Source organism: Chloroflexus sp. MS-CIW-1 (genome assembly GCF_030444705.1).
Lineage (GTDB): Bacteria > Chloroflexota > Chloroflexia > Chloroflexales > Chloroflexaceae > Chloroflexus.
Map to the genome: position 1 here is coordinate 672,455 of NZ_JAUBWR010000002.1, position 23,072 is coordinate 695,526.

At 54.1% G+C, this 23,072-nt stretch carries 24 protein-coding genes; 5 read left to right on the forward strand and 19 right to left on the reverse strand.

The window, feature by feature from the left end:
* Positions 1 to 27 precede the first annotated feature (27 nt).
* The 7 genes from QTO31_RS15665 to QTO31_RS15695 form a co-directional block, all read right to left on the reverse strand.
* Complete coding sequence (locus tag QTO31_RS15665) at positions 28 to 1,992, reverse strand: ATP-binding protein (protein WP_301430027.1); 1,965 nt, start codon at positions 1,990 to 1,992, stop codon at positions 28 to 30.
* Complete coding sequence (locus QTO31_RS15670; RefSeq protein ID WP_301430028.1) at positions 1,989 to 3,296, reverse strand: DUF4255 domain-containing protein; 1,308 nt, start codon at positions 3,294 to 3,296, stop codon at positions 1,989 to 1,991. Before QTO31_RS15670 ends, QTO31_RS15665 begins: the two co-directional genes overlap by 4 nt.
* On the reverse strand, positions 3,293 to 4,108 hold the full coding sequence (locus tag QTO31_RS15675; protein WP_301430029.1) for a hypothetical protein: 816 nt from the start codon (positions 4,106 to 4,108) through the stop codon (positions 3,293 to 3,295). The genes QTO31_RS15670 and QTO31_RS15675 overlap by 4 nt, the downstream gene beginning before the upstream one ends.
* Positions 4,089 to 4,790 carry a hypothetical protein gene (locus QTO31_RS15680; protein WP_031458391.1) on the reverse strand — a complete coding sequence of 234 codons (702 nt, stop codon included), beginning with the start codon at positions 4,788 to 4,790 and terminating at the stop codon, positions 4,089 to 4,091. Before QTO31_RS15680 ends, QTO31_RS15675 begins: the two co-directional genes overlap by 20 nt.
* Positions 4,791 to 4,792: 2 nt before the next feature.
* Complete coding sequence (locus tag QTO31_RS15685) at positions 4,793 to 5,317, reverse strand: phage tail protein (RefSeq protein ID WP_031458390.1); 525 nt, start codon at positions 5,315 to 5,317, stop codon at positions 4,793 to 4,795.
* Between the two features lie 115 nt (positions 5,318 to 5,432).
* Positions 5,433 to 7,013 (reverse strand): phage tail sheath family protein, encoded by a 1,581-nt coding sequence (locus QTO31_RS15690; protein WP_301430031.1) that lies wholly within the window; start codon positions 7,011 to 7,013, stop codon positions 5,433 to 5,435.
* Positions 7,014 to 7,412: 399 nt separating this feature from the next.
* On the reverse strand, positions 7,413 to 8,210 hold the full coding sequence (locus QTO31_RS15695; RefSeq protein WP_301430033.1) for an alpha/beta hydrolase: 798 nt from the start codon (positions 8,208 to 8,210) through the stop codon (positions 7,413 to 7,415).
* Positions 8,211 to 8,830: 620 nt separating this feature from the next.
* Between QTO31_RS15695 and QTO31_RS15700 the strand changes: the two genes are divergently transcribed.
* The 3 genes from QTO31_RS15700 to QTO31_RS15710 all read left to right on the forward strand — a co-directional run bounded on the left by QTO31_RS15700 (position 8,831) and on the right by QTO31_RS15710 (position 10,744).
* Positions 8,831 to 9,478, forward strand: a complete 648-nt coding sequence (locus tag QTO31_RS15700) for an AP2/ERF family transcription factor (protein ID WP_031458387.1) — start codon at positions 8,831 to 8,833, stop codon at positions 9,476 to 9,478.
* A gap of 224 nt (positions 9,479 to 9,702) precedes the next feature.
* Positions 9,703 to 10,335: a helix-turn-helix domain-containing protein gene (locus QTO31_RS15705; RefSeq protein WP_301430035.1), complete on the forward strand. Its 633-nt coding sequence runs from the start codon at positions 9,703 to 9,705 to the stop codon at positions 10,333 to 10,335.
* A 16-nt stretch (positions 10,336 to 10,351) separates the two neighbouring features.
* On the forward strand, positions 10,352 to 10,744 hold the full coding sequence (locus tag QTO31_RS15710; RefSeq protein ID WP_035418926.1) for a hypothetical protein: 393 nt from the start codon (positions 10,352 to 10,354) through the stop codon (positions 10,742 to 10,744).
* Positions 10,745 to 11,117: 373 nt separating this feature from the next.
* On the opposite strand, the gene QTO31_RS15715 is transcribed toward QTO31_RS15710, so the two are convergent.
* The 6 genes from QTO31_RS15715 to QTO31_RS15740 are packed head-to-tail and all read right to left on the reverse strand — an operon-like array spanning position 11,118 to position 15,924.
* Positions 11,118 to 11,930, reverse strand: a complete 813-nt coding sequence (locus QTO31_RS15715; RefSeq protein ID WP_301430036.1) for a DUF2085 domain-containing protein — start codon at positions 11,928 to 11,930, stop codon at positions 11,118 to 11,120.
* 31 nt (positions 11,931 to 11,961) lie between these two features.
* A complete protein-coding gene (locus QTO31_RS15720; RefSeq protein ID WP_301430037.1) occupies positions 11,962 to 12,447 on the reverse strand; it encodes a metallophosphoesterase family protein in 486 nt (161 codons plus the stop codon).
* Positions 12,448 to 12,450: 3 nt separating this feature from the next.
* Positions 12,451 to 12,876 (reverse strand): low molecular weight phosphatase family protein, encoded by a 426-nt coding sequence (locus QTO31_RS15725; protein WP_301430038.1) that lies wholly within the window; start codon positions 12,874 to 12,876, stop codon positions 12,451 to 12,453.
* Positions 12,873 to 13,973 carry a C45 family autoproteolytic acyltransferase/hydolase gene (locus QTO31_RS15730; RefSeq protein WP_301430039.1) on the reverse strand — a complete coding sequence of 367 codons (1,101 nt, stop codon included), beginning with the start codon at positions 13,971 to 13,973 and terminating at the stop codon, positions 12,873 to 12,875. Before QTO31_RS15730 ends, QTO31_RS15725 begins: the two co-directional genes overlap by 4 nt.
* Positions 13,970 to 14,941 carry a GNAT family N-acetyltransferase gene (locus tag QTO31_RS15735; RefSeq protein WP_301430040.1) on the reverse strand — a complete coding sequence of 324 codons (972 nt, stop codon included), beginning with the start codon at positions 14,939 to 14,941 and terminating at the stop codon, positions 13,970 to 13,972. The genes QTO31_RS15730 and QTO31_RS15735 overlap by 4 nt, the downstream gene beginning before the upstream one ends.
* Positions 14,938 to 15,924 carry a GNAT family N-acetyltransferase gene (locus QTO31_RS15740; protein ID WP_301430041.1) on the reverse strand — a complete coding sequence of 329 codons (987 nt, stop codon included), beginning with the start codon at positions 15,922 to 15,924 and terminating at the stop codon, positions 14,938 to 14,940. Before QTO31_RS15740 ends, QTO31_RS15735 begins: the two co-directional genes overlap by 4 nt.
* A 652-nt stretch (positions 15,925 to 16,576) precedes the next feature.
* Between QTO31_RS15740 and QTO31_RS15745 the strand changes: the two genes are divergently transcribed.
* On the forward strand, positions 16,577 to 17,260 hold the full coding sequence (locus QTO31_RS15745; protein ID WP_031458377.1) for an HAD family hydrolase: 684 nt from the start codon (positions 16,577 to 16,579) through the stop codon (positions 17,258 to 17,260).
* 117 nt (positions 17,261 to 17,377) lie between these two features.
* Entirely contained in the window at positions 17,378 to 17,770 is a 393-nt protein-coding gene (locus tag QTO31_RS15750; protein WP_301430043.1) for a hypothetical protein, read from the forward strand.
* A gap of 60 nt (positions 17,771 to 17,830) precedes the next feature.
* On the opposite strand, the gene QTO31_RS15755 is transcribed toward QTO31_RS15750, so the two are convergent.
* The 6 genes from QTO31_RS15755 to QTO31_RS15780 all read right to left on the reverse strand — a co-directional run bounded on the left by QTO31_RS15755 (position 17,831) and on the right by QTO31_RS15780 (position 23,062).
* A complete protein-coding gene (locus QTO31_RS15755) occupies positions 17,831 to 18,196 on the reverse strand; it encodes a cytochrome C oxidase subunit IV family protein (protein ID WP_301430044.1) in 366 nt (121 codons plus the stop codon).
* Positions 18,197 to 18,205: 9 nt separating this feature from the next.
* Positions 18,206 to 18,985 (reverse strand): cytochrome c oxidase subunit 3 family protein, encoded by a 780-nt coding sequence (locus QTO31_RS15760; protein ID WP_028458717.1) that lies wholly within the window; start codon positions 18,983 to 18,985, stop codon positions 18,206 to 18,208.
* Positions 18,986 to 19,079: 94 nt separating this feature from the next.
* Positions 19,080 to 20,738 (reverse strand): cytochrome c oxidase subunit I, encoded by a 1,659-nt coding sequence (gene ctaD / locus QTO31_RS15765; RefSeq protein WP_301430046.1) that lies wholly within the window; start codon positions 20,736 to 20,738, stop codon positions 19,080 to 19,082.
* A gap of 4 nt (positions 20,739 to 20,742) precedes the next feature.
* Positions 20,743 to 21,735: a cytochrome c oxidase subunit II gene (gene coxB / locus QTO31_RS15770; protein ID WP_301430047.1), complete on the reverse strand. Its 993-nt coding sequence runs from the start codon at positions 21,733 to 21,735 to the stop codon at positions 20,743 to 20,745.
* 48 nt (positions 21,736 to 21,783) lie between these two features.
* The gene (locus QTO31_RS15775) at positions 21,784 to 22,623 is read right to left on the reverse strand and encodes an SCO family protein (protein WP_031459301.1); all 840 of its coding nucleotides are present in this window, start codon (positions 22,621 to 22,623) and stop codon (positions 21,784 to 21,786) included.
* Between the two features lie 34 nt (positions 22,624 to 22,657).
* Positions 22,658 to 23,062, reverse strand: a complete 405-nt coding sequence (locus QTO31_RS15780; protein WP_301430049.1) for a hypothetical protein — start codon at positions 23,060 to 23,062, stop codon at positions 22,658 to 22,660.
* Between the last annotated feature and the right edge of the window lie 10 nt (positions 23,063 to 23,072).

The following is a 23,072-nucleotide window of genomic DNA, read 5'->3' on the forward strand; positions in this document are numbered from 1 at the left end:
CGTACTCATCTCCGACGTGTGACCAGACTACTGGTGCATCTGCACCGGGCGGGCGCGATCCGCACTCGAAAATCCACGTAACTCCGCATCGGTAAGCGGTTTTTCCAGTTTGGCATATTCGCTGCGCGCCGCACTTAAAATGTGCGTCATCCGCACCGGTTCGCCGGCATCGGCAGCCAGAAAGGCCGCATTGAGGGCGATACTGCGAATATTGCCACCGGCAAGATGGAATTGGGCCAGCTTCCCCCAATCAAGCCCATCGAGCGGCGTATCCGGCGGAAAGACTCGTTGCCAGATACGCTGACGTTGGGTTGCGTCGGGAAATGGGAAATTGATGATAAAACGAATCCGCCGCAAAAACGCGGTATCAATCGCCTGTTTCATATTGGTGGTGAGAATCGCCAACCCCCGGTATGCTTCCATGCGCTGCAAAAGATAGCTCACTTCGAGATTGGCATACCGGTCATGGCTGTCTTTGACCTCACTGCGCCGACCAAAGAGCGCATCTGCTTCATCGAAGAGGAGAATGACCCCACCACCTTCGGCAGCATCAAAGATACGCCGCAGGTTCTTTTCTGTCTCACCGATGTACTTACTGACGACTGAACTCAGATCAATGCGATAGAGATCGAGACGCAGTTCATTGGCCAATACCTCGGCGGCCAGCGTTTTGCCGGTACCGCTTGGCCCGGCAAAGAGGGCACTAATTCCCAGTCCCCGTTCATCACGGAGACCAAACCCCCACTCTTCATACACTCGCACTCGTTGCCGTACATGAGCTACCATCTGCCGCAGTGTCGTCATATGTTCTGCCGGTAGTATCAGGTCGTCCCAACCAACCCTTGTCTCGATCCGTTGCGCCAATCCATCAAGCCGGGTACGGGTTTGCAGCCGACAGGCATCCCACCAGTCGATGTTGTGATCCCCGCTCGTGGTTAGAACAACCGCTCGCATCGCATTGGCATTGAGGGTAAACTGGTTTACCATCGCTTCCAGATGGCCGTTAGCGTTCGGCCCGTGTTCACCCAGAACCTGTTGCCAGAGCACCCGCTGCTCACGACGATCCGGCTTTGGCAACTCAAAACGAACCAGCAACCTATCGGCAACCGGTAAAGGATCGGCACTTGCCAGCATCACCATCCCCTGCACCCGTTCCAGCCAGTGCCACAGTGGGCGTGGTGGTTCCAGATCAGAAATGGTGATCAGCAACAACGCCCCGCTAAACGCCGCCTCGCGCTCCCAGAGACGGGCCAGCAGTTCTTGCTCTACCACGTCACCCGGTATGTCTTCGGCCCGCAGTCCGTAGACCGGCCGCCCCAGGCGCTCACCTACCGCAACCGCAACTGCCTGCCGACTCAATGAATCGGCGCCACAAAGCTGTACTGGCGACGGCTCAGGCTCACGTTCCCACAGCGCCCCGATTCGGGCAGCCAGATCGCGATGAGCTGGCGGCAACGGGGTTGTTATCTGAATCAGGCGCAACAATGGTTGCAAGCGCCGGTCGAGCGTTGCAACCCCAAGCAGGTAGTGCAACACTCGTTCATCAATCCGCAGTGGCGCTGTCACAAGCGGTTCACCCTCGGCCACCTCAATTAACCGCCAGTGACGCAACGGCGCAGTCGGTGTGAATGCACTCCAATGGGCGCCCGGCAATACCGCTAATGCCAGCCCAATTGTTGGCCTGAATCGCTGCGGATCACCCTGAACACTGGCGCAGATCGCTGCCAGATTGCTATCCAGTTCAATACCGGCACACAACAACACCAATCCGACCTCGAATTCGGATAGACCAAAGATCATCTGGAGTCGTTCGAGTGCCGGTAATGCTGGCATCGCCGTCCGCACTGCTGCCAGCTCCTGTTCCACCGCACCGAGTTCCTGCGTATCACGTGCACCGGTTAAACGACAACGTATCACCGCCAGTGCTGCCATCAGATAACGATGATTAGCCGTCACCCAATCGGCTGTCGTTACGGTATTCAAGGTATTCATGGAATACTCACTGTTGGCCCACTAAAGATGCTGCCAGTCATCTCAAGCTGACTTTCAGCTCCATCTACCTGTATCCGTACCAGATAGGTTCCCGGTGGGACTATCGCAGTCGTCAGGGTCAATGTTGAGTCTGTGTCATTGGGTGGCGCAGCAGGCGCTCGCGCCGGTAACGTGAGGACAAATGAGCGCGGAGGGCGATTTACCGGCGGCGGTGTTTCATCAAGCAGCAACACCACTCGCTGCTGCTTGCCAACCGGTGGCGTGACATTCAACGTGATCGTGACATTTCCATTTCCATCGCGTGGGCCGGCTGCTGCCGTCACTACCGGATGCAAGATAAATGCCGCGACGTTCGATTCGACACCACGGTGAGGCGTTGGTGGGGTCCCGATCGGTAAGCGGTGTATCACCTGCACTGACTGGACGCCAGCGCGCAAACCTGTCGGCAATGGGGCGATAATTTGGGTGTCGGTCATCTGTTCCGGCGCCACTTCAGTCTCACCAATCCGCAAGACAACATCATCACCCTGCAACTGCTGTCCACGCACCGCCAACCGGTAGCCGGGAAGAATTGGCTGCTGAACGTTCACCGGCTCGTTGGCGCTACGCTGTGAACCAATCTGCGTGATGCGTGGTTGACGAAATGGGAGTACGTAGAGGTTGCGCTGCCGCACCGGCAATGCCTGGCGCGTTGGACGCCGACTCTCAATCAAGACAACCGATGCCTGGTAGGCAACACTCGGTCGGTACGGCGATTGCAGGCTCGACCAGATCTGCGATATCTCCTCCAGCGTCAGCGGTTCAGGGGTCAGTTTGACTTGTTCAATCTGGTCGGCCAGATCGGCCGCAACCAGACTGGCTCGCGCTGTTCCCGGCAGACTAACTCCGCTGATCGGCGAAGGTGGCGCCAGTGCGGTACGAATCGCATCGCGGGCCAGTACCGGCGTCTCGTGCAATAGTTGCATTGCATAGCCAAGTAGCAGCTCAGCCAGATAATCTTGATCGGTGTAAGCAGTCAAGAGGTAGTGTAGATCAAGGGCCAGTGGCGGATCACTTATCAAATCTCCTCGCCCCGAACGGGAAGGTAGACCATAATTACGCCAGCCAGAGTTAAGCGTGATCCGATAGAGAAAAAGGTTGAGCTGACCACTCCCTGCGGTGAACGCTGCCAATGCCTGCGCTGGTGACAGCACGCTCACCGTCACATCACCGAGCGTACCGGTAATGTCGTGGTCGATCAGACCATCTTGCAACAGATCACGTAAGACTGCCGTTACCGCAGCGATTGCCAGCGCATTACTCATGATGTTCCCCCATCACGTCGCCGCAGGTATTCATCAAGGCTGAGCGCCGGAGTTGGCAAACGAGAACGTGTTGCCGGAGGTGGTGAGGTTACCGGAATTGCCCGTACTTCCACCCGACCAATCCTAATCGTGATGCGTGGTGCGTGGTGGACATGGTTCGGTACTCCCTGTTCTTGTACCGTTGGCGAAGACCGCACCCGTGCCGCCACCGGAGGATCGGTTAGCTCCGGTATTGATGCAGCCTCGCGCTGTATATCTGGCGACCCGGATCTCGATTTGAGTTTATCTGGCACGACTTCCTCTGATATTTGACCAACACGATCAGTATGGCGTCGAACAAACACCGGCTGGCGTTCCTCCGGCACAACACCGGTCGGTATACCAGCCGTCTCCGGTTTGTCTGAGGCAACCTCGCGTGCGGAAGTAGTCAACCCCGCTGATGTCGTTGCATCCGGGTGCAAAGGATAAGCGGTTGGCGGTTGCCCCCACGCAGAAGGTATACCGTCCACGGTTGGCGTCAGTCTTTGCACTGGCTGAGTATCCGCCTGGCGGTGTGAGGTCATATCATCGAATGGGGGCGCAATGACAGATTGAGGCGAGACAGTCGGCGGCAACGATGATGGTATCTCAGGGAAAACTACCTGCTCAGACACCGGTATCTCGCCAGTCTCACCGGAAACCTGTGCGAACGACTCACGCTCGCCCCCTGGAAATACGACCGGCTCGAAACGAGCTGGTAGCCGTGGCTGCACCGCATCCGCCAGACCATCGCCAAAGCTGTAAACTAGCAGGTTAGCCAGTGGATCGTTCATAATGCACCAATCGGAGGTACCATGCCCGCCGTCGAGGACTCAACGCTAAAATGTCACGCTCGCACCACCCATACGCCTTGGCCAGCGTATGAACATCACGCAACAACCGTTGCGCCCAGCTATCAACCTCGCGCCAGACAAACGTCATGACATCAAACGGCGCCATCCAGGTATGGTCACACTCAGGACACCGCAAAGCAATTTGCAGATCGAGCAGGGGATCAGCCTGTACCATCGCCGCTGCGACTGCGGCCAGCGCCTCGGTAGACGCCGTTGCTGGTGCGGCAAGGAGACACCGTTCGATCAGGTGGCGAGAGGTAGCAGCATCCGGATTCAACGCCAACAGATCGGCACTCGTCGGCAGGCGAAACGTAAATCGCTGCCCCGCAAATTCAAGCTGATGTACAGTTGTTGTCGGCGCCAGCGCCCGCACATCGGTCGTAGACAGCGTAAATTCCAGACGAGTCGCACACTGCGGACAATGCACAACACAATCCATCCGCGTACCGAAGAGCCACTCCCTGACCATCAACAGCATGGCGTTACGGGTACCGATGGGTAACTCGGCCAGCTCCTGATCGCTGAAAAACGGTGCCAATAATGACAACGCACGCCTGACTGGTGGCTGCACTGCACTGTTTTCCCAGATCGTCAGCAACGTTGTGGATGAAATGGTTGTCATTGCTATTGTGGCTCAGTAAAGCTCGGCTCATCCGGCTCGCCGATGTCGTAGTCGCGTTCCCAGCCCTCGTTTTCTAATTTGATGCTCTGAATAGCAACTGCATTGGCATTCGCATCAAGTTCAGGAAGCGCCTGATACTCCGACACCCAACAGCGGTAAACCTTATAGGCGATGGCGAGCTGGCCAGCCTCGTTGTAGACCTCGATAATGATGTCTTTACGAAAATCTTTCAGCGAAACTTCGGCCCCTAACCCCGATCCATAATTCCAGACCTTATTCGCCCACTTCTCAAACTCAGTATCGTGCGTCACGCCGCGCTCAAGCGTAATCGGTTCATACTTGGTACGTCCCGGCGATTTACGCACACTGCTTGCATCGCCTCCTTCTCGATGCTCGACAACCTCGGTTGTGCGCTTCAACGCCGATACCTTGCTCACCCCGGCCACATACCGGCCATCCCACTTGATACGGAACTTGAAATTCTTGTAGGGATCAAACCGCTGGGCATTTACGCTGAACTGAGCCATAGATCATCCCCTTATAAACTGTATTAAGCAGCAGTCTTCTTCACCCGGCGAACAAACCAGTCCGTGTTGACCGTCCTTGCCTACCCCTCAACAGGCAGCGCGACCACCACCGGCATTACGTCGCAATCTGACCGGCCAGTTGCTGAATCTTGATAATCACAAATTCAGCCGGTTTAAGCGGCGCAAAACCGACCACAATATTCACAACGCCCATATTGATATCCGTTTGCGTCGTTGTCTCGCGGTCACATTTCACCAGGTACGCCTCACGTGGAGAACGCCCCTGAAACGCGCCTTGCCGGAAGAGATTCTGCATAAATGCACCGATGTTCAACCGAATCTGCGCCCATAGTGGTTCATCATTCGGTTCAAAGACCACCCATTGCAGACTGCGGTACAACGTCTCTTCGATGAACAAGGCCAGGCGACGCACCGGTATATACTTCCATTCCGAAGCAAGCTGGTCAGCACCCCGATATGTGCGCGCTCCCCAGATCACATTGCCACTAACCGGAAACGAGCGCAGACAGTTCACTCCCAATGGGTTGAGCTGTCCCTGCTCGGCATCGGTCAAATTGACTGCCAGCGCCCGCACACCAAAGAGGGTCGCATCCTGCCCTGCGGGTGCTTTCCACACGCCACGCTGCGCATCAGTACGAGCAAAGACACCGGCGACCGCACCACAGGGCGCAAATTCTTCCAGCCGGTTCTCGCGCAATGGATCAGGCATCCGCACCCGCGGAAAATAAATCGCTGCATGATCATCACGCGCCACAGCCGCACTGAAAGTACCAATGCCACCCACTGCCGCAGCAATACTCTTCCAGGACGAAGGTGCATCAACGAGTAGAAATGCACGTTCGGTACGACAAAATTGCAATGCCCTTGTCCACACTGATTCGCTGACATCGGTATTACGTGAGAACGGTGGGATACAGAGCAGATTGAAGAGATCAGCTTTACGCAGCGCATAAACACCGGTTTTATCATCAAAACTGCCCTCATACTGGGCACTGGTCAGCTCACTACCATCAGAACCGACGTTCGATGGAGTGGCAAAGGTACTCAGATCGCCTGCCGTACCAACCACTGCCGGACGCACGCTTGGAAACGTCCCTGGGTACGGATCAGGTACCCGTAGCAGCAGCGATTCCTGAGCCAGTACGGTCCCGATATAAGCCGGTGCAGTCGGATCAATCGAAACATTGCGAAACGTCTCGCGGCGTGCCGCCTGTAATGGACTCGTCCCCGGCACAATCTCTACCACCGTCAAATTAAAAACCTTATCAGTTTCACTGCTGCTCAGCGGGCGCGTATCGTGATCGATACTGATGCGCAAATCATTACCCCACGCCCCCTCGCTACTCGCCTCAAGCCGCAGATTATCGGTTCCGCTTACCGGTGAAAGGCTAAATTGAGCGCGCTGCGCACCGTTGATCAGTCGCACGATCAGTGCGTCGGTCCCCCCATTAAGGAAGAAGTGCTGTACTGCGTAGCTCATCGTGCTGGCTTCCCATAAACCACCGAAGAGCCGTTCATAGTCACCAAAATTCTGAATCCGCACCGGATCATTCACCGGGCCACGCCGCGCCCGTCCAACAAAGGCAGTAATCGATGTAGCTACACCGGTAATGGTACGTACACCACTCGGCACCTCTTCAATGTACACACCCGGATAAGACAGCGTAATCGGCATACCGTTACTCCTTTATTCACCCATCTCACCCTATCTGAATCATCTCGGCATACTACATCTTGTCAGGCAGCGTCAGGCCCCAATCATGTGAGCAGGCAGACTCAACGAAGCGTATGGCTGCCGGACAACGTGCAGACGTACCTTTTCAAGTTGAAATGAGACCGGGAAAGGAGTACAACTAAGAGGAATGAATAGGGTTAAAGTTAAAAAGGAGTTGAGATAAGGCTGTGTGTTCCCCGGTAATCTATATCGCTTCCATATTATAACGATACTGTCAAGAGCATCATTTCGCAAAGTCCATACATGTTTTGTTAACCTTTTCTTGTAAATCACTCACTTTTGTGTTTACAACATCGAATAATATGGCAACCTTGCAACCATATGCCAAAAAGACTACGGTCATCGCTCTAGTATTTCCCGAATCGCATCATGATATGAACGAAATGTCATCAAATTGTTATGATCACCTCCAGCAATCGAGTAAAAGGCTAGCGGCGCCGTTACTTCCCGTGCCAGCCGTTCACCATCAGCATAGGGTACTACGCTGTCATTCGTTCCATGAATGATCACTACTGGACAACGTACCTGATCAATCCACTCGTGTGAACGCAACGGATACTTCAATAAAAACGGGGGCACCCACGGAAACTGCCGCCGTGCAATCGCCTCAACACTGTAGAAAGGACTCTCAAGGATCAGTAAGCGCGGTCGATACGTTGCAGCCAGACGGGTTGCCAACCCACTCCCTAACGACCGTCCGTAGAGCACGATTTGCTCTTCAGGGTAGCGAGACAGTACCCAGTGATACGCAGCCGCCGCATCAGCGTGTAATTGCGCTTCGCTGGTGATAGTGCCGGTACTCTGACCATACCCACGATAATCCACTATCACGAGATCGTACCCATACGGTACTAAATCATGTGCCACCTCTCCCCAGCTTCGAAGCGTACCACCGTTCCCATGAAAGTACAGGATCACCCCCTGCGCGCTCGCTTGCCGAAACCATAACGCATGCAGTACTGCGCCATCAACTGGAATCCATACCTCCTCGACCGGCAGACCAAACTCATAGCGCGTACCGGGCGGATCACGTTCGGGAAAAAAGATGAGACGTTCTTGTACCAGATAGATCATACTACACACCCCAACATACCCGATCACCATAAGTCCCAGGAACCGTAAGAGCGTTTCTCCCATTTGTGACCTTATCCTTTCCTGACTTAGGATTACATATTTCCCCGCTGCGGTCACAGCGCGTTCTCCCCTCATATTTCTCCGTGCACGCTGTGCGCTCCGTGGCAAACACGGCCGGAGGTGAGCGGAAGCGCGCCAACTCGCGCCTGGCTCATGATTACATGTTTCACCACAGAGGGCACAGAGAGTCCTGCACAAAATCTCCTCTCGGTGTTCTCTGTGACCTCTGTAGTTCATTTTTGCAGTACTCTCAACATTGCAACGACAACATATACTCCAAACTTTCACCACACAGATCACCATTCGCGCAACAACATATCAGTATCTATATCCACAAATAGACTGATACAACAACCTTCCCGACCCATTTGTTCAGCAGGTAACTATTGAAAACAAAACATTCTTGTGATAAAGCTCACAAATTCTTTTAATTTGTGCCGAAAATCACAAATTTCACAGCACGTAATTAGATGCTCTATCCAGGCAAATTTGTACTTTTTTGCCCAGGATTTCTGTGCAGTTAGCGGGCAAAATATGGTATGATAAAAATCGGAAGGTTCAACCTTCGATATAGTTACTAAATGGTACAAGTTGTTCGAGGTTTTCAAAAGGAGCAATCAGCAATGCCTCGCCGACATGCTGTTCGACCGGCTAACTCATCAACCCTTGAAACAACCATCGATACTGCCCAACCATCAACACCCCCCGAAGACGATCCGTTGGCTGTACTGCGTTACGAACCCTTGCCCGATCTCAACCCAGATCAGGCGCGCCAATTGCTAACCAGTGCCCCAACACCCGATGACAGCACCGTCAAGAAGTTGCCGGCGCGTCTCCGCCCCAAAACGACGAAACACAAAGGAATTACCCGCATCGATCATCCTGCCAAGCGTACCTTTGGCTATTTCGTGCGCGTTACCTGGAATAAGCAGCGCCGGAGCAAGTTCTTCTCGGACTCGGTATACGGTGACCGTCTGGCCGCTCTTGCTGCCGCTATCGAATGGCGTAACGCGACCGAACGCGAACTCGGTAAGCCACGCACCGAGCGACAGGTAATCGGTGTTGCTCGCACCAGTACCGGTATCGTCGGTGTGCGGCGCACGATCAAAGATGGCCGCGAGGTGTATGAGGCGACCTGGCGTGATGGCAATCGCATCCGCCGTACATCCTACTCAATCGCTAAGCACGGTGAACGACGTGCCCTGGCGTTAGCCCGTCGTGCACGCGAAAAGTACGAGCGTCAGCGCCAACGTACTCCGGCTGCCGATTAATTCCCGGCTTGCGTTTGTTGATTGCATCCGTCCCCTGTATCCATTATAGGACAGGGGCTTTTTCTTTTCCGATCTCACTGCGTGCAACCGTGTCAGGATATATCCTTTCAACCCGATGCAGTTGCAACCGGTTATCAGAACGCAACCAATTTATTAGGTCAAAAGGGTCAGGATTATCGCATAATAGTGATCAGAACCCGAAAGCATAGCCAGAGGAGCAGACCGTGCAGACCGATAACGAAGCCACTACGAATGCGCATGCTATAGGCGAAGTCAGCCAGATAGACGTGGGACATCGCATTCGCACCCTCCGCGAACGACGTCGGCTATCAATCCGTGCCCTTGCCGAAGCTAGTGGCTTGGCGGTCAATACGCTCAGTCTGATTGAAAATGGTCGTACTTCTCCCAGCGTCAGTACGCTACAACGGCTGGCCATGGCGTTGCAAGTGCCGATCAGCACCTTCTTTACACCAGATGTCCACAAACAACGAATCGTCTTTACTCCGGCAGGTCAGGCCGTCACCAGTCTGTTTCCGCACGGTACTCTATCCGATCTGGCGCCTGGTCTCATCAACCGCACGCTCGAACCGCTGCTAATTACGCTTGAGCCTGGCGCCGGTAGTGGTACGGAAGCGATCATTCACACCGGTCAGGAGTTTGTCTTTGGTCTGCACGGACAGATTGTATATGCGGTTGCCGACCAAACCTTCTCTATCGGTCCTGGTGATAGTTTGCTGTTTGAAGCCGTTTTACCCCATCGCTGGCACAATCCCGGTCATTCGGTAGCCCAGGCGCTCCTGGTCTTATGTCCGCTCGAATTACCCCGCAGCGTATGGGAACGTCATGGTCGCTTTTGAAGTAAGGAGCATAGCAATGCAAATCCGCACCCTGCAACTGAGTGAAGATGGCGCCAGTCGTATCGACGACGAGATTACCCTGACCCGACAAGGGCCTGGTCAGATCACGCTGAACGATCAGCCCGTGCTGGCCATTCGATCACTCGACCGTTGTACCCTGGCATTCGAGCTGTTGGGGGAAACTCGCTATCTGGCGTCCGACGAATACTGGTCAGCGATGACCGGCAAACGCACTGTCGATGCCCGACAGGCAGGATGCTTACTGGGTCATCTCGATAGCCTGGCAATTGCCGCTCATCACGTCCTGACAGCCTTTGCCAACCAATCCAACCTTTCACCTGAAGCACAGGCCGCCCTTGCACGTATTCGCACCGTGTTAAACGAATTGGCAACTGCCAGCAACGTGTAACATCGAATACATGTCGGAACCTTGCTTCGTCAACGAGCGCGAAGATCACATCGTTGCCTGCCTGTGCTGGTGAGAGGGTATCTGGCGCTTCCGTTTCCAACGGTTGACAATCAACCTGATAATCACCGGGCTTTGCAGTGTTCTCAGAGTTGCTCGCCACTTCAGCCGACGCCCTTACTGAGCGCCTGATCAAAACCACGAGTTCTGATCACGTTCTCAGCCTGTTACGGCAGTGAAGTTGGCGTTTGTTGTACTTAACAAGACAGCGGGGAGCTAATACTAGCGGCACCCCCTTCTTCGCTCCTGAAGAGACATTCCAGGGCTTTTCAACGTTCCAAAGCCGCCGATCCTCACCCACGAATCAACGATGCGTTTACGGCACCAGTGGCGGCGGCAAGAGACCTTGCACCTCTAACTCAATCTTCCAGCGCGCCAATAGCGCCAGCAGAAATAGAGCTACCAGAAATCCGGCACTTCCCGGTAATAATAATTCCCGCGGATGGCGGATTCGACCACTCAGACCGGCCACTGCACTTATCGGTAGTGCAATGGCAAAGCTCATCACACCGGTCACCCCGATGACACTTATCAATACCAGCGGCCATGCCAGAATTTCCTGATCGGCAGCAATTGCTAATGCCACTACACTTACCGCACCTATTACTAACCCCAAATCACGCCAACCTGTGATCGGTGCTTGTTCCGTATCAATCAGATCAGGAGCTAGCAGCGTATGATTGGCAACCAACAGCAACCCGACAGCCATTGCTACCCCAAATCCTAATCCGGTAAGCAGACGCATATCGTTGCGCGGCGGGTAGACTGCCTGGAAGCCTAACTCGGCAACCGTTGAATTGAGACCATCGATCCCCATCAGCACAATCAAACCTACCAGCGTTAGACTTACTGGTAGCGGTGGTAAACGGCCCGCTCGCCATCGGCCACGGCTGGCGATCACGACCAGAGTAGTCATCAAGCCGAGATAGATACCGCTATCACGGGCACAAAGCGGAAACTGCACGTCACCCATGATCAGGTTATGACTCTGTGCACAAATGCCATGCACTGCAAAGAAGAGGTTCTGCTCTAACCCCAACTGATTCGCCAGTGTTGGCAACCAGATCAACACCAATACAGTACTGATGGCAATACCCGCCAGCCATTGGTACTTTCGTATCCAATCCATAGCGACCGATCCCATCTTCAACTGAGTGTCGTCACTTGTGCTCGTCCAACCGGATGATCACAGCGCTGGCCTGACCGTGTTGCACCGTCAGCCGGGCCACTGAAAGACCTGCACCACGCGGCGCACCGGCAGTTCCCGGATTAAGGAAGAGCACCGAATTGTACATTTCGCACAATGGCTGATGACTATGACCAAATATGTACACCTGAGGATGGCGCCCGTCATCTGTCTTTGGTAACGATTGCACAAGTAAGCGAGGCTGCCCACCAATATGGGTCACAAAGATCAACACCCCTTCGCGTTCAATCCAGCGCTGAGCCGGATACGTTCGCGTCAACGCTGTTCCCCGGTCAGTATTGCCGTGAATCGCAAGCACCGGTGCAATCGTTTCCAACTGACTCAGAATAACTTCGCTCCCAATGTCTCCCGCATGTACGATCAGCGCTACTCCGGCCAATGCGTGCAGTGCCGCCGTCGCCAAACGACCATGCGTATCCGAAACGACCCCTATCTCCACCGCTTACCTCTCCCACAACGCTCGTACCAAAGCCGTTATCTCACGCTCTATCAGATCAAACGCCTGATCCGCTGCCAAAACGTTGACGTCAGGTATCTGCCAGTATGTGATTCGATCTGCCCACGCAGGAAATCGTTGTTGCATCAATGGTCGGTGTTCAGGTTCATTCAGAGCAATCACATACGTGGCCTGTTCCAGATCGACATCCCGCAACATCAGCGGTTGCCGCATCACGTCTGGAATTGCCAGTCCCCGCTGTTGCAGGCGCTCCAGCACCGGCGGCCAGATTGGCCCCTGATTGTACGGTGAAAGGGCCAGTCCTCTCGATGTGGCCTGCCAGTCGCTGACCCGTAGTGCGTTAAACAGTAACTCTGCATAACGACTACGATAATAGTTCCCAGTGCAGACGAAGAGCACAGTGTGACTCACTGCACAGCCTCCAGCGTATATTGCAAATACGGATACGTACACGGCGGGCCGTTCGTCGCATACAATATCCCTGCTGTCAGATCGATAATGATCGACGCCACGGTTTCATAATGTTCTTCAGGCGGATCGGTTGGATCTATGTGAAAACAGATCGAGTACGGATAGTTGACGTGGTCGCGCAACGCTGACTGCACCTGCGCTAACGACTGCGGACGAACGGCTAACAGTTCACGTAGACGCGCTTCACGCCAGTTGGAATGGGGACAACGCTCAATCTGTCGTTCAACAATACCCAACGCTGCTGGATCGGTAAAGTGATTCGCATGAACGAGACACCCACCAGCGCAACTGCTAATCGCCAGCGCCATCGGGGCAGCTTCGATATTGATCACCTGATCAGGGGTCTGCGCCAACAGAAAATTAGCCGACCCGGCTCGCTCTTCGCTCGCAATTACCGCCTGCGCTGCCCGTAATGTTCGTGCACTTAAAATCTCATAGCAGCGCACGTGAAATGGCCGTCGCAAACGAGACCAGTCATCGTCGGTACTGCTCAGGCCATTGATCAATAATGCTAAGCCGGCAGAGTTGAAACCGATCTTGCCACCGAAGATACCGGCTTCGGTGAACACTAACCGGCGATGACCATCTGGCTCGACCGTGCGCAGAATCGCTCCCCGCACTCCACAGATCCAGTCCCAATTTTCGCCAAGGAGCAGATGACCGTCGCTCGTTTCGGAAGGCAACAGCGCAAACGCAGTACAGCCATCCGGCTTCCTGATGCCTCCATCATACTCACGGAAGAACTGATAGAATAACTCATAACGAACATTCAGCGCCGCGATTGCCGCGAAATCAACCCCTGCCCCTTCCGCAATGCCGCGCATACCGGCAGCATAGTCTGGATTCTGATCAGCAATGGCTCTGGCGTAACGCAATGCTCGTTGCCAGACCTCTTGTATGGGTAAGCGTAACTCGCGTTCAAAGCGATCGGTATACAGACGAAGATTGGCGGCAATCGCATCACGTAGTGCGCGTCCATGCCGCCAACCCTGTGCAAAAGCGTCACCCGTCAGCTCAATCATCGGCAAGCCGTTCACGTCACCTCCCCATTCTGTTCGTGCCGGTGCATGACAATCCACGTTGGCCCGCGTTGAAAACCTAACCGCTGATTAATATGCCACATTGGCAGATTTGTACTATCGTTGTCCGTCCGAATCCCGCTTATTCCCATCTCCCGTCCATAGGCAATGGTAAACAACTTCAGCGCCAGCGCGATCCCACGGCCACGGTAATCACGCCGGACAGCCGTGAAGCCGACTTCTACATCCGAATCATTGTCAATCGTTTCCAGCATACTGATGCCCACAATGTGCCCATTGTGCAACGCTGCAAAACTCCCTTCCCACAATATACCATGCTCAGGCTGATAGAACTTACGCCACTGTTTGTATGTTGGAATCGTGATCGGAAAACTTGTCAGTAGATCTCTGGTTGTTTGCTGTTCAAATTCGTATAATTCCTCCCAGAAATGCTCACCGGTTTCCGCCAGCCGGGCAAAGCTGATAATTTCGATCCCCTGAACCGTCACCCGTTCAATGGCGCCCTGAAACGGCTCTGGGTTGAATGAAGCCAGATCGAGCCGTGACGACCAGACACGTCGACTTTCGTGAAACTGACGATGACCGGCAAACGTTAATCCGGTGTGCCAGTCTTCACGCACGTTGAGCCAGATATGGTGCGGCTGCAATGGTTGCCATGCGTGCTGAAGCTGATTCCAGAGCGCGTTTCCCAGACCACGCCGATGATACGCAGGGTGAACACAAAGCTGGATTGTCAGGTGGCACGGATCAGCACACCAGGTTGGCTGGTAATATTCGGCATATCCGACTGCCTTCCCATCAAGTTCGCCAACGAAGCGGTAGAGTGGAAGCTGCGGATTATGCAGCTCATCACGTATTCGCCACTCGACCGCAGATAGCGGAGCATCTGGTGCCAACGCGCTGTAGACCTCTGCCATCACCTGATAATCACTCTCATTATACTGAAACGGTCGCACAACGATCATACGATACTCATATCCTTCACAAACTCAATCCAGGCTGGTTGCTTCACAAATCCCAGTGCGTCGTTGATCCGTAACATTGCTTGATTCGTAGTCGCATTGTAGGTACGCACTTCACGATACCCCAACGCTTTGGCAAAAGACAGCGCGTGAACCTTCAGCGCCATCGCTAAACCACGTTTGCGGTACATCCGGCGCGTTGCAGTCAAACCGGTCATCAATACAGATGGATCGGCGCTTTTCCAGAGCTGACTCACCGCTGCGATCTCTTCACCATCGAGGGCCAGAAAATATCCCTCCGGATAGAGAGTTGGACTCTCAAACACCGACCGTTCCCAACTCGTAAAATCACTTGGCGTAAATGGCTCTGGCTGTGGTACGTCAGCGCGCATCTCCATCATTGCCGTATACAAACGTTGGCGTGCATCTGGAAACCGGGCCAGTAACTCGTTTAAGTTGCAAATGGTGAAGCCTTGATCGACAACCCGATGAATCGCTTCGGCAAACAGCATCGGGTCGAACAAACGTAAATCAAGTCGTGACTCCCAGGTACGCATCTCCTCCCGAAATCCACGTCGGTCGAGAAAGGTAAGGCTGCGGGGGTAGTCTTCACGACAGTTCGCACGAACCTGCTCTACCTGATACTGTTGCTGCAGATCGGCCATGAGGATGTCGTAACAATATTTGCCAATCCCCCGTCCTTGCCAGGCTGGATGCACCGCAATACTGATAAAAAACTTGCGTGGATGGTACATCCACTGCGGTTGAAAATATTCGGCTGCCCCAATAATCGTATCACCTACCTCTACCAGCCAACGCCTCTGCACACAATGGGCTGGTCGGGTCGCATCCCAATGCTGTATCTCTTCTACAGTGTCATGATCATCGGGAAATACCGCACGAGCAATAGCGACAAGCGCCGTGTAATCCTCAATGGAACCACTAAATAGTCGTAATCGTATATCTTGATTGGTGTTGATGGTCATACCGTTACTCCTCACGCAACGCTATCATCTGTTCGGATTGTATTTCTCTCGTTTCACTATTCCATCAGCCTATTGGCCCAATTTTCGTCAATACTGGCATGATGATCAATCATTGCGCCTGAGAGCATGGTCAAAAACCTGGGCTTTTGGTGAGGCTCGACCGTGGCGCATCTCCATAATGGTTAGGGGAACGTTGGCGGGCAACACAGGCGTCTCCTCGACGCGATAGAAACGGGTTGCAACGGTTTCAGCGCCGGTGCTGCGGAGCACGTCTGGCAGCCCTCACCTTCCCTCTGGCCCCTTCCTCTCCCCGTGGGGGAGAGGAAGGGGGAACGCGGGGGCGGGAGAGAAAGAATGCTGGAAACTCCTCACGCAATGGTCGCACGGGTACGGTACGTGCCCAATGAGAAATCTAGGTTTTTGATCAGGCTCTGAGATAATACCGAAACATAGCTCATACCCTAAGCGCAGACCTCTGGTCCGCATGCTAACATTTGGGAAACACGGCTAGCACCCTCATGTTTCCCCAGCCCTCCCGCTCCCAAAGTGGGAAAGGAAAGAAAGGGGCTAGTGTCGAAAAGGGATTTTTCAGAAACACTCTGAAATGTATATAATCTGTCAGGTTTTGACCAAACATTTGAAGGAAGGTTCTATGCCGATCCAGGCCCTCATTTTTGATTTCGACGGCCTTATGGTCGATACTGAAACACCGGCTCTGCAAAGCTGGCAAGAGATCTATGCTGAATACGGCGAAACCCTCAGCGTCGATGACTGGGCAGTCACTCTCGGCGCCAACAAGGGTTTCGATGCGCACGCTCATCTTGTGGCGCTCCTCCGTAAGCGTGATCCACGGCTGGCTGAAGAGGTGGCAGCAGCCAGAGACACCATTCTGGCCCGGCGACAACAGCGTAAAGACGTGTTAAGTACACGCCAATCACTGTTACCCGGTGTTGCCGAATTGCTCACCGAAGCCTATGCCAGCGGATTACCATGCGCTGTCGCCAGCAGTAGTAGCCGACAATGGGTCGAAGGCTGGTTACAACGGCTCAATGTACGATCAGCGTTTGCCGTCGTGGTAACGGCTGATGATGTGGCAGCAACCAAACCAGCGCCTGATCTTTTTCTGACCGCCGCACGGCGTCTGAACCTGCCGCCATCTGTATGCCTGGTTCTCGAAGACTCACCTAACGGCATCCGAGCGGCCCGTGCTGCCGGTTGTCCAGTCGTCGCCATTCCAGGGGCAATTTCCAGCCAGGTTCCACTACCGCCGGCCGATCTCACCCTACCCAGTCTCGATTGTATCAATCTGGCTCAATTACGATCAATGTTTGGTTGATTTGGTTAAAGTGCGCGGGCCTCCGGCCCGCCTCTGCGGGATGTGACCGCTCGCCTCGGTGCGCGGGCCTCTGGCCCGCCTCTACGGGATGCGACCGCTCGCCTCGGTGCGCGGTATGTGACCGGTCTCCTGGGTGCGCGGGCCTCCGGCCCGCCTCTATGGGACGCGACTGCTCGCCTCGGTGCGCAGTATGTAACCGGTCTCCTGGGTGCGCGGGCCTCCGGCCCGCCTCTGCGGGACGCGACCGCTCGCCTCGGTGCGCGGTATGTGACCGCTCGTCTCGGTGCGCGGGCCTCTGGCCCGCCTCTGCGGGACGCGACCGCTCGCCTCGGTGCGCAGTATGTGACCGGTCTCCTGGGTGCGCGGGCCTCCGGCCCGCCTCTGCGGGACGCGACCGCTCGCCTCGGTGCGCAGTATGTGACCGCTCGCCTCGGTGCGCGAACCTCCGGCCCGCATATTATAGACAAAGGGCGGTATCTTGACCGCCCCTCGTGTAACATATCTCTTTAACCGGTGCAATGCCTGCCCGACCAAATACGTCTGTCCCCCTTCGAGAAACCAAATACACCCTTACGGCAACGGTCCGGCTTGGGGCGGCCAACCACGAGCAAAATAATCGCCCATCGTAATCACAAACAGAATAATCAGCCAGACAAACGCACCTGCCGCATACACCTGCGTAATTCGGGAACTCACCTTCACGTGCATAAAATAGAGCACGATCAGTACCGTCTTGGCAATCGCAATCGTCATCGCAATCGTGACGGCCAGCCAGCCCGGCATCTCGATCAGATTCTTCTCAACCCACCAGGCAGCGACGGTCAGCACCATAAGCACCATCAGCGCTGCGAAGACTCGATAGTAGGTTCCCCGCGAAATATGGGCATGCCCGGCGCTGTGGTGATGAACAGTATGATGTACGTGTTGCTCGGCCATCGCAACCTCCTAAACCAGGTAGAACAGTGGGAAGAGGAAGACCCAAATGATGTCGATCAGGTGCCAGTAGAGACCGCCAATCTCGACCGGTGTGTAATACGTCGGCGAGAACGTATTCCGTAACGCCATCACCGTAATCGTACTCATCACCCCCAGGCCAATGATCATGTGAATGGCGTGCAGACCAGTCGCGCAAAAGTAGAGGAAGAAGAAGAGCTGATGTCCAGACTGCATCAGACCAGTCTTGGCTGCTCCATGTCCATGACCACTGCTCGTTGCTCCATGCTCGCTCGGAAACATGAAGTTTCGGCCCGGCACCAGACACTCGTGACTCTCATGCAAATCACTACCGGTAATCCAACTGATTGGATCTTTAGCGCCAGCGCAGTGGGCAAACTTTTCACTATACTCGTAACCCTTAATGAGCAAGAAGGTTAGACCAAGTATCATGGTCAACACGAGCATAGTCAGTAAACGCCGCTTGTTTCCCTCCTCGGCTGCATTTACTGCTAGTGCCACCGTTAGCGAGCTTACCAGCAGCACAACCGTATTCACCGCTGCAAGCGGCGTATTCAGCATTGCTGCCGATTCTTCCCATGCTTCAGGGAAGGCCCAACGGTAGACGATGTAGGCCATGAAGATACCACCGAACAACATGATTTCGGTGACGAGAAAGGCCCACATGCCTAGCGTGGCTGCTTCTTTCTGCTGTTCTGGTGTCTCGAACTGATGTTGCAGTTCGGGACCGTGAACATGCACATGCGCCTCTTCGTGAGTAATCGTTGCCAACGCTCTCTCCTCTGCCTTAACCTGTCAATGCCACTGCCGACGACTGTTCATCACTTCTGAACCTAACAGCAACCCTGACAATCACGAACCTGCTCTAAAGCGGCGAACCCGGTCGCCATGATGCTGCATCACGCTCAGCCGCTTCAGGCGGGTACGCATACGCCTCTTCGGTTACAATGGGTGTCTTGTCAAAGTTATGAGTGGGTGGCGGCGATGATGTCTTCCACTCAAGTCCGGTTGCACCCCACGGATTATCACCGGCAATACGCCCCTTCCACAATGAGATACCCAAGTAAATCAGTGGCACGATGAACCCAATCGCCAGAATACTCGCCCCAGCAGTGCTCATAACGTGCAGAACCTGGAACTCTGGCGGATAGACATGATAGCGCCGCGGCATTCCCAGATAACCGAGAATAAACTGCGGGAAGAAGGTCATATTGAAGCCAACAAAAATGATCAAGGCTGCAATACTACCCCACGTCTCGTTGTACATCCGTCCGGTCATCTTCGGCCACCAGAAGTGGATTCCACCCAGGTAAGCCATAATCGTACCACCTACCATCACATAGTGGAAGTGCGCTACCACGAAGTACGTATCGGTCACATGCAGGTCAACCGCCGTTACCCCAAGGAAAATGCCGGTCAGACCACCGATTACAAACAACCCGATGAAGCCAAGCGCATAAAGCATCGGTGTGCGATAGCTGATCGAACCCTTGTACAGCGTCGCCGTCCAGTTAAAGACTTTAATCGCTGAAGGAATAGCAACCAGCATCGTGATAAACGAGAAGATCAGCCCCGCGTACACCGACTGGCTACTAACGAACATATGGTGCCCCCACACGAGGAAGCCCAGGATTGCGATAGCAATACTCGAAAAGGCAATGAATTCGTAGCCAAAGATCCGCTTGCGCGAGAAGGTGCTGATCAACTCGCTAATGACACCCATTGCCGGCAAGATCATAATGTAAACTGCCGGATGCGAGTAAAACCAGAACAGGTGTTGGAAGAGCAGCGGATCACCACCGAGGGCCGGATCGTAGATACCAACTCCCCACAAGCGCTCAACGACGACCAGCAGTAGGGCAATACCCAATACTGGCGTGGCCAGAATCTGAATGATGCTGGTTGCGTAGTTTGCCCAAATGAAGAGTGGCAACCGGAACCAAGTCAATCCTGGTGCCCGCATCTTGTGGATGGTGACGATAAAATTGAGTCCGGTCAGAATAGAGGAGAACCCCATAATGAATGCACCGGTAATCGTCATCACCACATTTGAGTTTGAGTAGGTTGAACTGAATGGCGTATAGAATGTCCAACCGGTATCAACCCCACCAAACACAGCAGCGATCAGGGCAAACAGACCACCGATCATGTAGAGATACCAGCTTAGCAGGTTTAAGCGCGGGAAAGCCAGATCACGGGCGCCAATCATCAACGGCACCAGAAAGTTCCCCAGCACGGCCGGGATCGACGGGATCAGAAAGAAAAAGACCATGATCACGCCGTGCAACGTAAACGCCCGGTTGTAGACATCAGACGACATCAGATCGCCCTGCGGCGTAATCAACTCGACCCGCACCAGTGTTGCGGCTAGGCCACCGAGCAGGAAGAAGAAGTTGATTGACAGCAGGTAGAGAATCGCGATCCGCTTGTGATCGACAGTCAACAACCACGACTTGAGCCACTCGACAAAAGTGCGTGAGTTATCGCGAATGTAGCTACTCTGTGGAAGTGAAAGCGTAGCCATAGGCTTAATTCCCCGTATCTGCTAATGACTTGATATACGCAATCAACTGGTTGAGCTGATCTTCACTGATCTGCCCTTGATACGACGGCATCACCGGCGCATAGCCAGCAACAATTTTTGCGGTTGGGTTCAGGATCGATTCGCGCAGGTAATTCTCATCAGCGGTCACAGTCGAGCCATCGTTTAGCTTTTGGGTTGCCCCGTACAGACCCTTTAAACTCGGTCCTACCCCACCACCTGCCATTGCATGACACCCGGCACAACCGAGGTTGGTGAAGAGCCGGGCGCCAGCCGCAGCCATTGGATCGCCAAGATTCGCGACCACTGTTGGTCGGCCAGTATCAATTGAACCGTCCGGTAAGATGACCGGCCCAGGTGTTGCCAGCCAACGCTCGTAATCGGCCAACGGTAGCGCTACCACACGCCCGATCATCAGTGAGTGCTCGGTACCGCAGTATTCTGCACAGAAGAGATGGTATTCGCCGGGCTTCGTCGCTTGAAACCACATGACCGTATACCGACCAGGTAGCACGTCTTGCTTCACGCGGAATGCTGGAATGTAAAAGCTATGGATGACATCCTGTGATGTCATAATGAGCTTGACCGGCTGCCCAATCGGAACATGCAGTTCATTATTCTCACGCTTCCCATTCGGATGCTGCACATGCCACATCCATTGCTTACCGATCACGTAGACATCAAGCGTGCGAGCAGGGGGCGTTCGTATCTGGACATAGAGAAATGCACCCCAGAAAAAGACCAGCATGACCAGAATGAGCGGAATAATGGTCCAGGTCAGCTCTAACTTTAAATTGGAATTAACAGGATTGCTCCGGTCAACTTTCTGACTGCGATGATAGCGAACGATGAGATAGAGAATGACGAACGGTAACACCCCAGCAAAAATCAGACTCAGGGCTACCAGGAAGAAGTAGAGCTGATCAACCTGCGTTGCAAAGGTTGATGCCTGATCAGGAAATAATGGAAAATCGCGCATACGTTCGTCCTGTCTGGAGGCGCATTCCTGCCCCGGTTACTACTACCATCAAGCTGGCACCGATTCGCGTGGTGGCGGTAGATGACCGCCAGGTGTCGAGCGACTCAACGTCACAATGAGCGTAATAATCCCGATAACGGTAAGCACACCGGCAATGCGGATAATCGTCATAATCGTCGGCGTGTACTTACCGGTAACAGGGTTGTACTGATAGCACAGAAGCAGGATTTGGTCGATGACGTTCCCGACCTTTCCGGCTGACGCCTCGACCAGACCCAACCTCAGATCAGATGCGTTAAACTCGATCCCGAAGAAGTAGCGAGCAGTTTTTCCTTGCGGCGTTAGCACAACAAAACCGGCAGCATGGGCATACTGATCAATGGTTTCATCGTAGTAATATTTGAAACCAATTGCATCGGCGACCCGCCGAATCTGCTCTTCACTTCCGGTCAGGAAATGCCACCCTTGCTCAGCACCGGCCCGCGCATAGCGCTGCAAGGTTAAGGTCTTAACACCCGCCGCCATCATCGGTGTTTCGAGTGGATCAATACTGATGTTGACCACCTGAAAATCCTGCCCGGCAGTCAGCGGTACCTGCTGTAGCGCCGCCAACACACCTTCACGCACAAACGAACAGAGCATTGGGCACTCGTAATAGCTCATCACGAGCACCACTGGCTGACCAGTAGTAAAGAATTGCCCCAGGCGAACTTCAATGCCCTGCTCGTCGATAAAACGGGCATCGAGCGGAACCTGTTCACCCATCCGCTGCTCGAAGGCAACGCCATCTGCCGGATTCGGCTTACCGCCCTGGGCTAACGCGACCGCAGGCATCCACAACAGGACAGCAAACCAAGCAACGAACGTTATCCAATACCGGCGTTTCATCACACCATCTCACGATCTAGGATGATGAAATTCATCACTTCACCGCATCAAAACCGTGCTCAAGCAGCAATTCCATCGCACGCTCAATCGGAATATGAGCACGACCGGCTCGTTCGTTGACCCAGCCATAGCTTTCGAGATGTTCCGTGGCTTCAGCAATAATCCGATCACCTTCTACCCGTGGATTTTGTTCGAGGCGCGGCGCTGGCGGCAACTGCAATTGCGTCACCTCGTCGTCCAAAAGCGCGTTACTGGTATCAGCTACAGAACCAGCAGTTAGTGCCAGAACTCCTGCCATTAACGCAAAGGAAAGTATCAGCACCCCGGCTACTATTACCACACCCCAGATAATTGGCTGCGACTGCGCATCGCTAACTTCGTGATTCAGCGCCAGACTCTCAGCGGAAGGCCCTTCACTGTGAACGTGAGCATGACTCATAGTAACGTCT

Coding starts and splice junctions, on each gene's coding strand:
- QTO31_RS15780 (WP_301430049.1), bottom strand. CDS start 23,062: ATGAGTCATGCTCACGTTCACAGTGAAGGGCCTTCCGCTGAGAGTCTG.
- QTO31_RS15710 (WP_035418926.1), top strand. CDS start 10,352: ATGCAAATCCGCACCCTGCAACTGAGTGAAGATGGCGCCAGTCGTATC.
- QTO31_RS15740 (WP_301430041.1), bottom strand. CDS start 15,924: ATGACCATCAACACCAATCAAGATATACGATTACGACTATTTAGTGGT.
- QTO31_RS15715 (WP_301430036.1), bottom strand. CDS start 11,930: ATGGATTGGATACGAAAGTACCAATGGCTGGCGGGTATTGCCATCAGT.
- QTO31_RS15680 (WP_031458391.1), bottom strand. CDS start 4,790: ATGACAACCATTTCATCCACAACGTTGCTGACGATCTGGGAAAACAGT.
- QTO31_RS15685 (WP_031458390.1), bottom strand. CDS start 5,317: ATGGCTCAGTTCAGCGTAAATGCCCAGCGGTTTGATCCCTACAAGAAT.
- QTO31_RS15755 (WP_301430044.1), bottom strand. CDS start 18,196: ATGGCCGAGCAACACGTACATCATACTGTTCATCACCACAGCGCCGGG.
- coxB (WP_301430047.1), bottom strand. CDS start 21,735: ATGCGCGATTTTCCATTATTTCCTGATCAGGCATCAACCTTTGCAACG.
- QTO31_RS15670 (WP_301430028.1), bottom strand. CDS start 3,296: ATGAGTAATGCGCTGGCAATCGCTGCGGTAACGGCAGTCTTACGTGAT.
- QTO31_RS15745 (WP_031458377.1), top strand. CDS start 16,577: ATGCCGATCCAGGCCCTCATTTTTGATTTCGACGGCCTTATGGTCGAT.
- ctaD (WP_301430046.1), bottom strand. CDS start 20,738: ATGGCTACGCTTTCACTTCCACAGAGTAGCTACATTCGCGATAACTCA.
- QTO31_RS15775 (WP_031459301.1), bottom strand. CDS start 22,623: ATGAAACGCCGGTATTGGATAACGTTCGTTGCTTGGTTTGCTGTCCTG.
- QTO31_RS15735 (WP_301430040.1), bottom strand. CDS start 14,941: ATGATCGTTGTGCGACCGTTTCAGTATAATGAGAGTGATTATCAGGTG.
- QTO31_RS15695 (WP_301430033.1), bottom strand. CDS start 8,210: ATGGGAGAAACGCTCTTACGGTTCCTGGGACTTATGGTGATCGGGTAT.
- QTO31_RS15690 (WP_301430031.1), bottom strand. CDS start 7,013: ATGCCGATTACGCTGTCTTATCCGGGTGTGTACATTGAAGAGGTGCCG.
- QTO31_RS15700 (WP_031458387.1), top strand. CDS start 8,831: ATGCCTCGCCGACATGCTGTTCGACCGGCTAACTCATCAACCCTTGAA.
- QTO31_RS15675 (WP_301430029.1), bottom strand. CDS start 4,108: ATGAACGATCCACTGGCTAACCTGCTAGTTTACAGCTTTGGCGATGGT.
- QTO31_RS15665 (WP_301430027.1), bottom strand. CDS start 1,992: ATGAATACCTTGAATACCGTAACGACAGCCGATTGGGTGACGGCTAAT.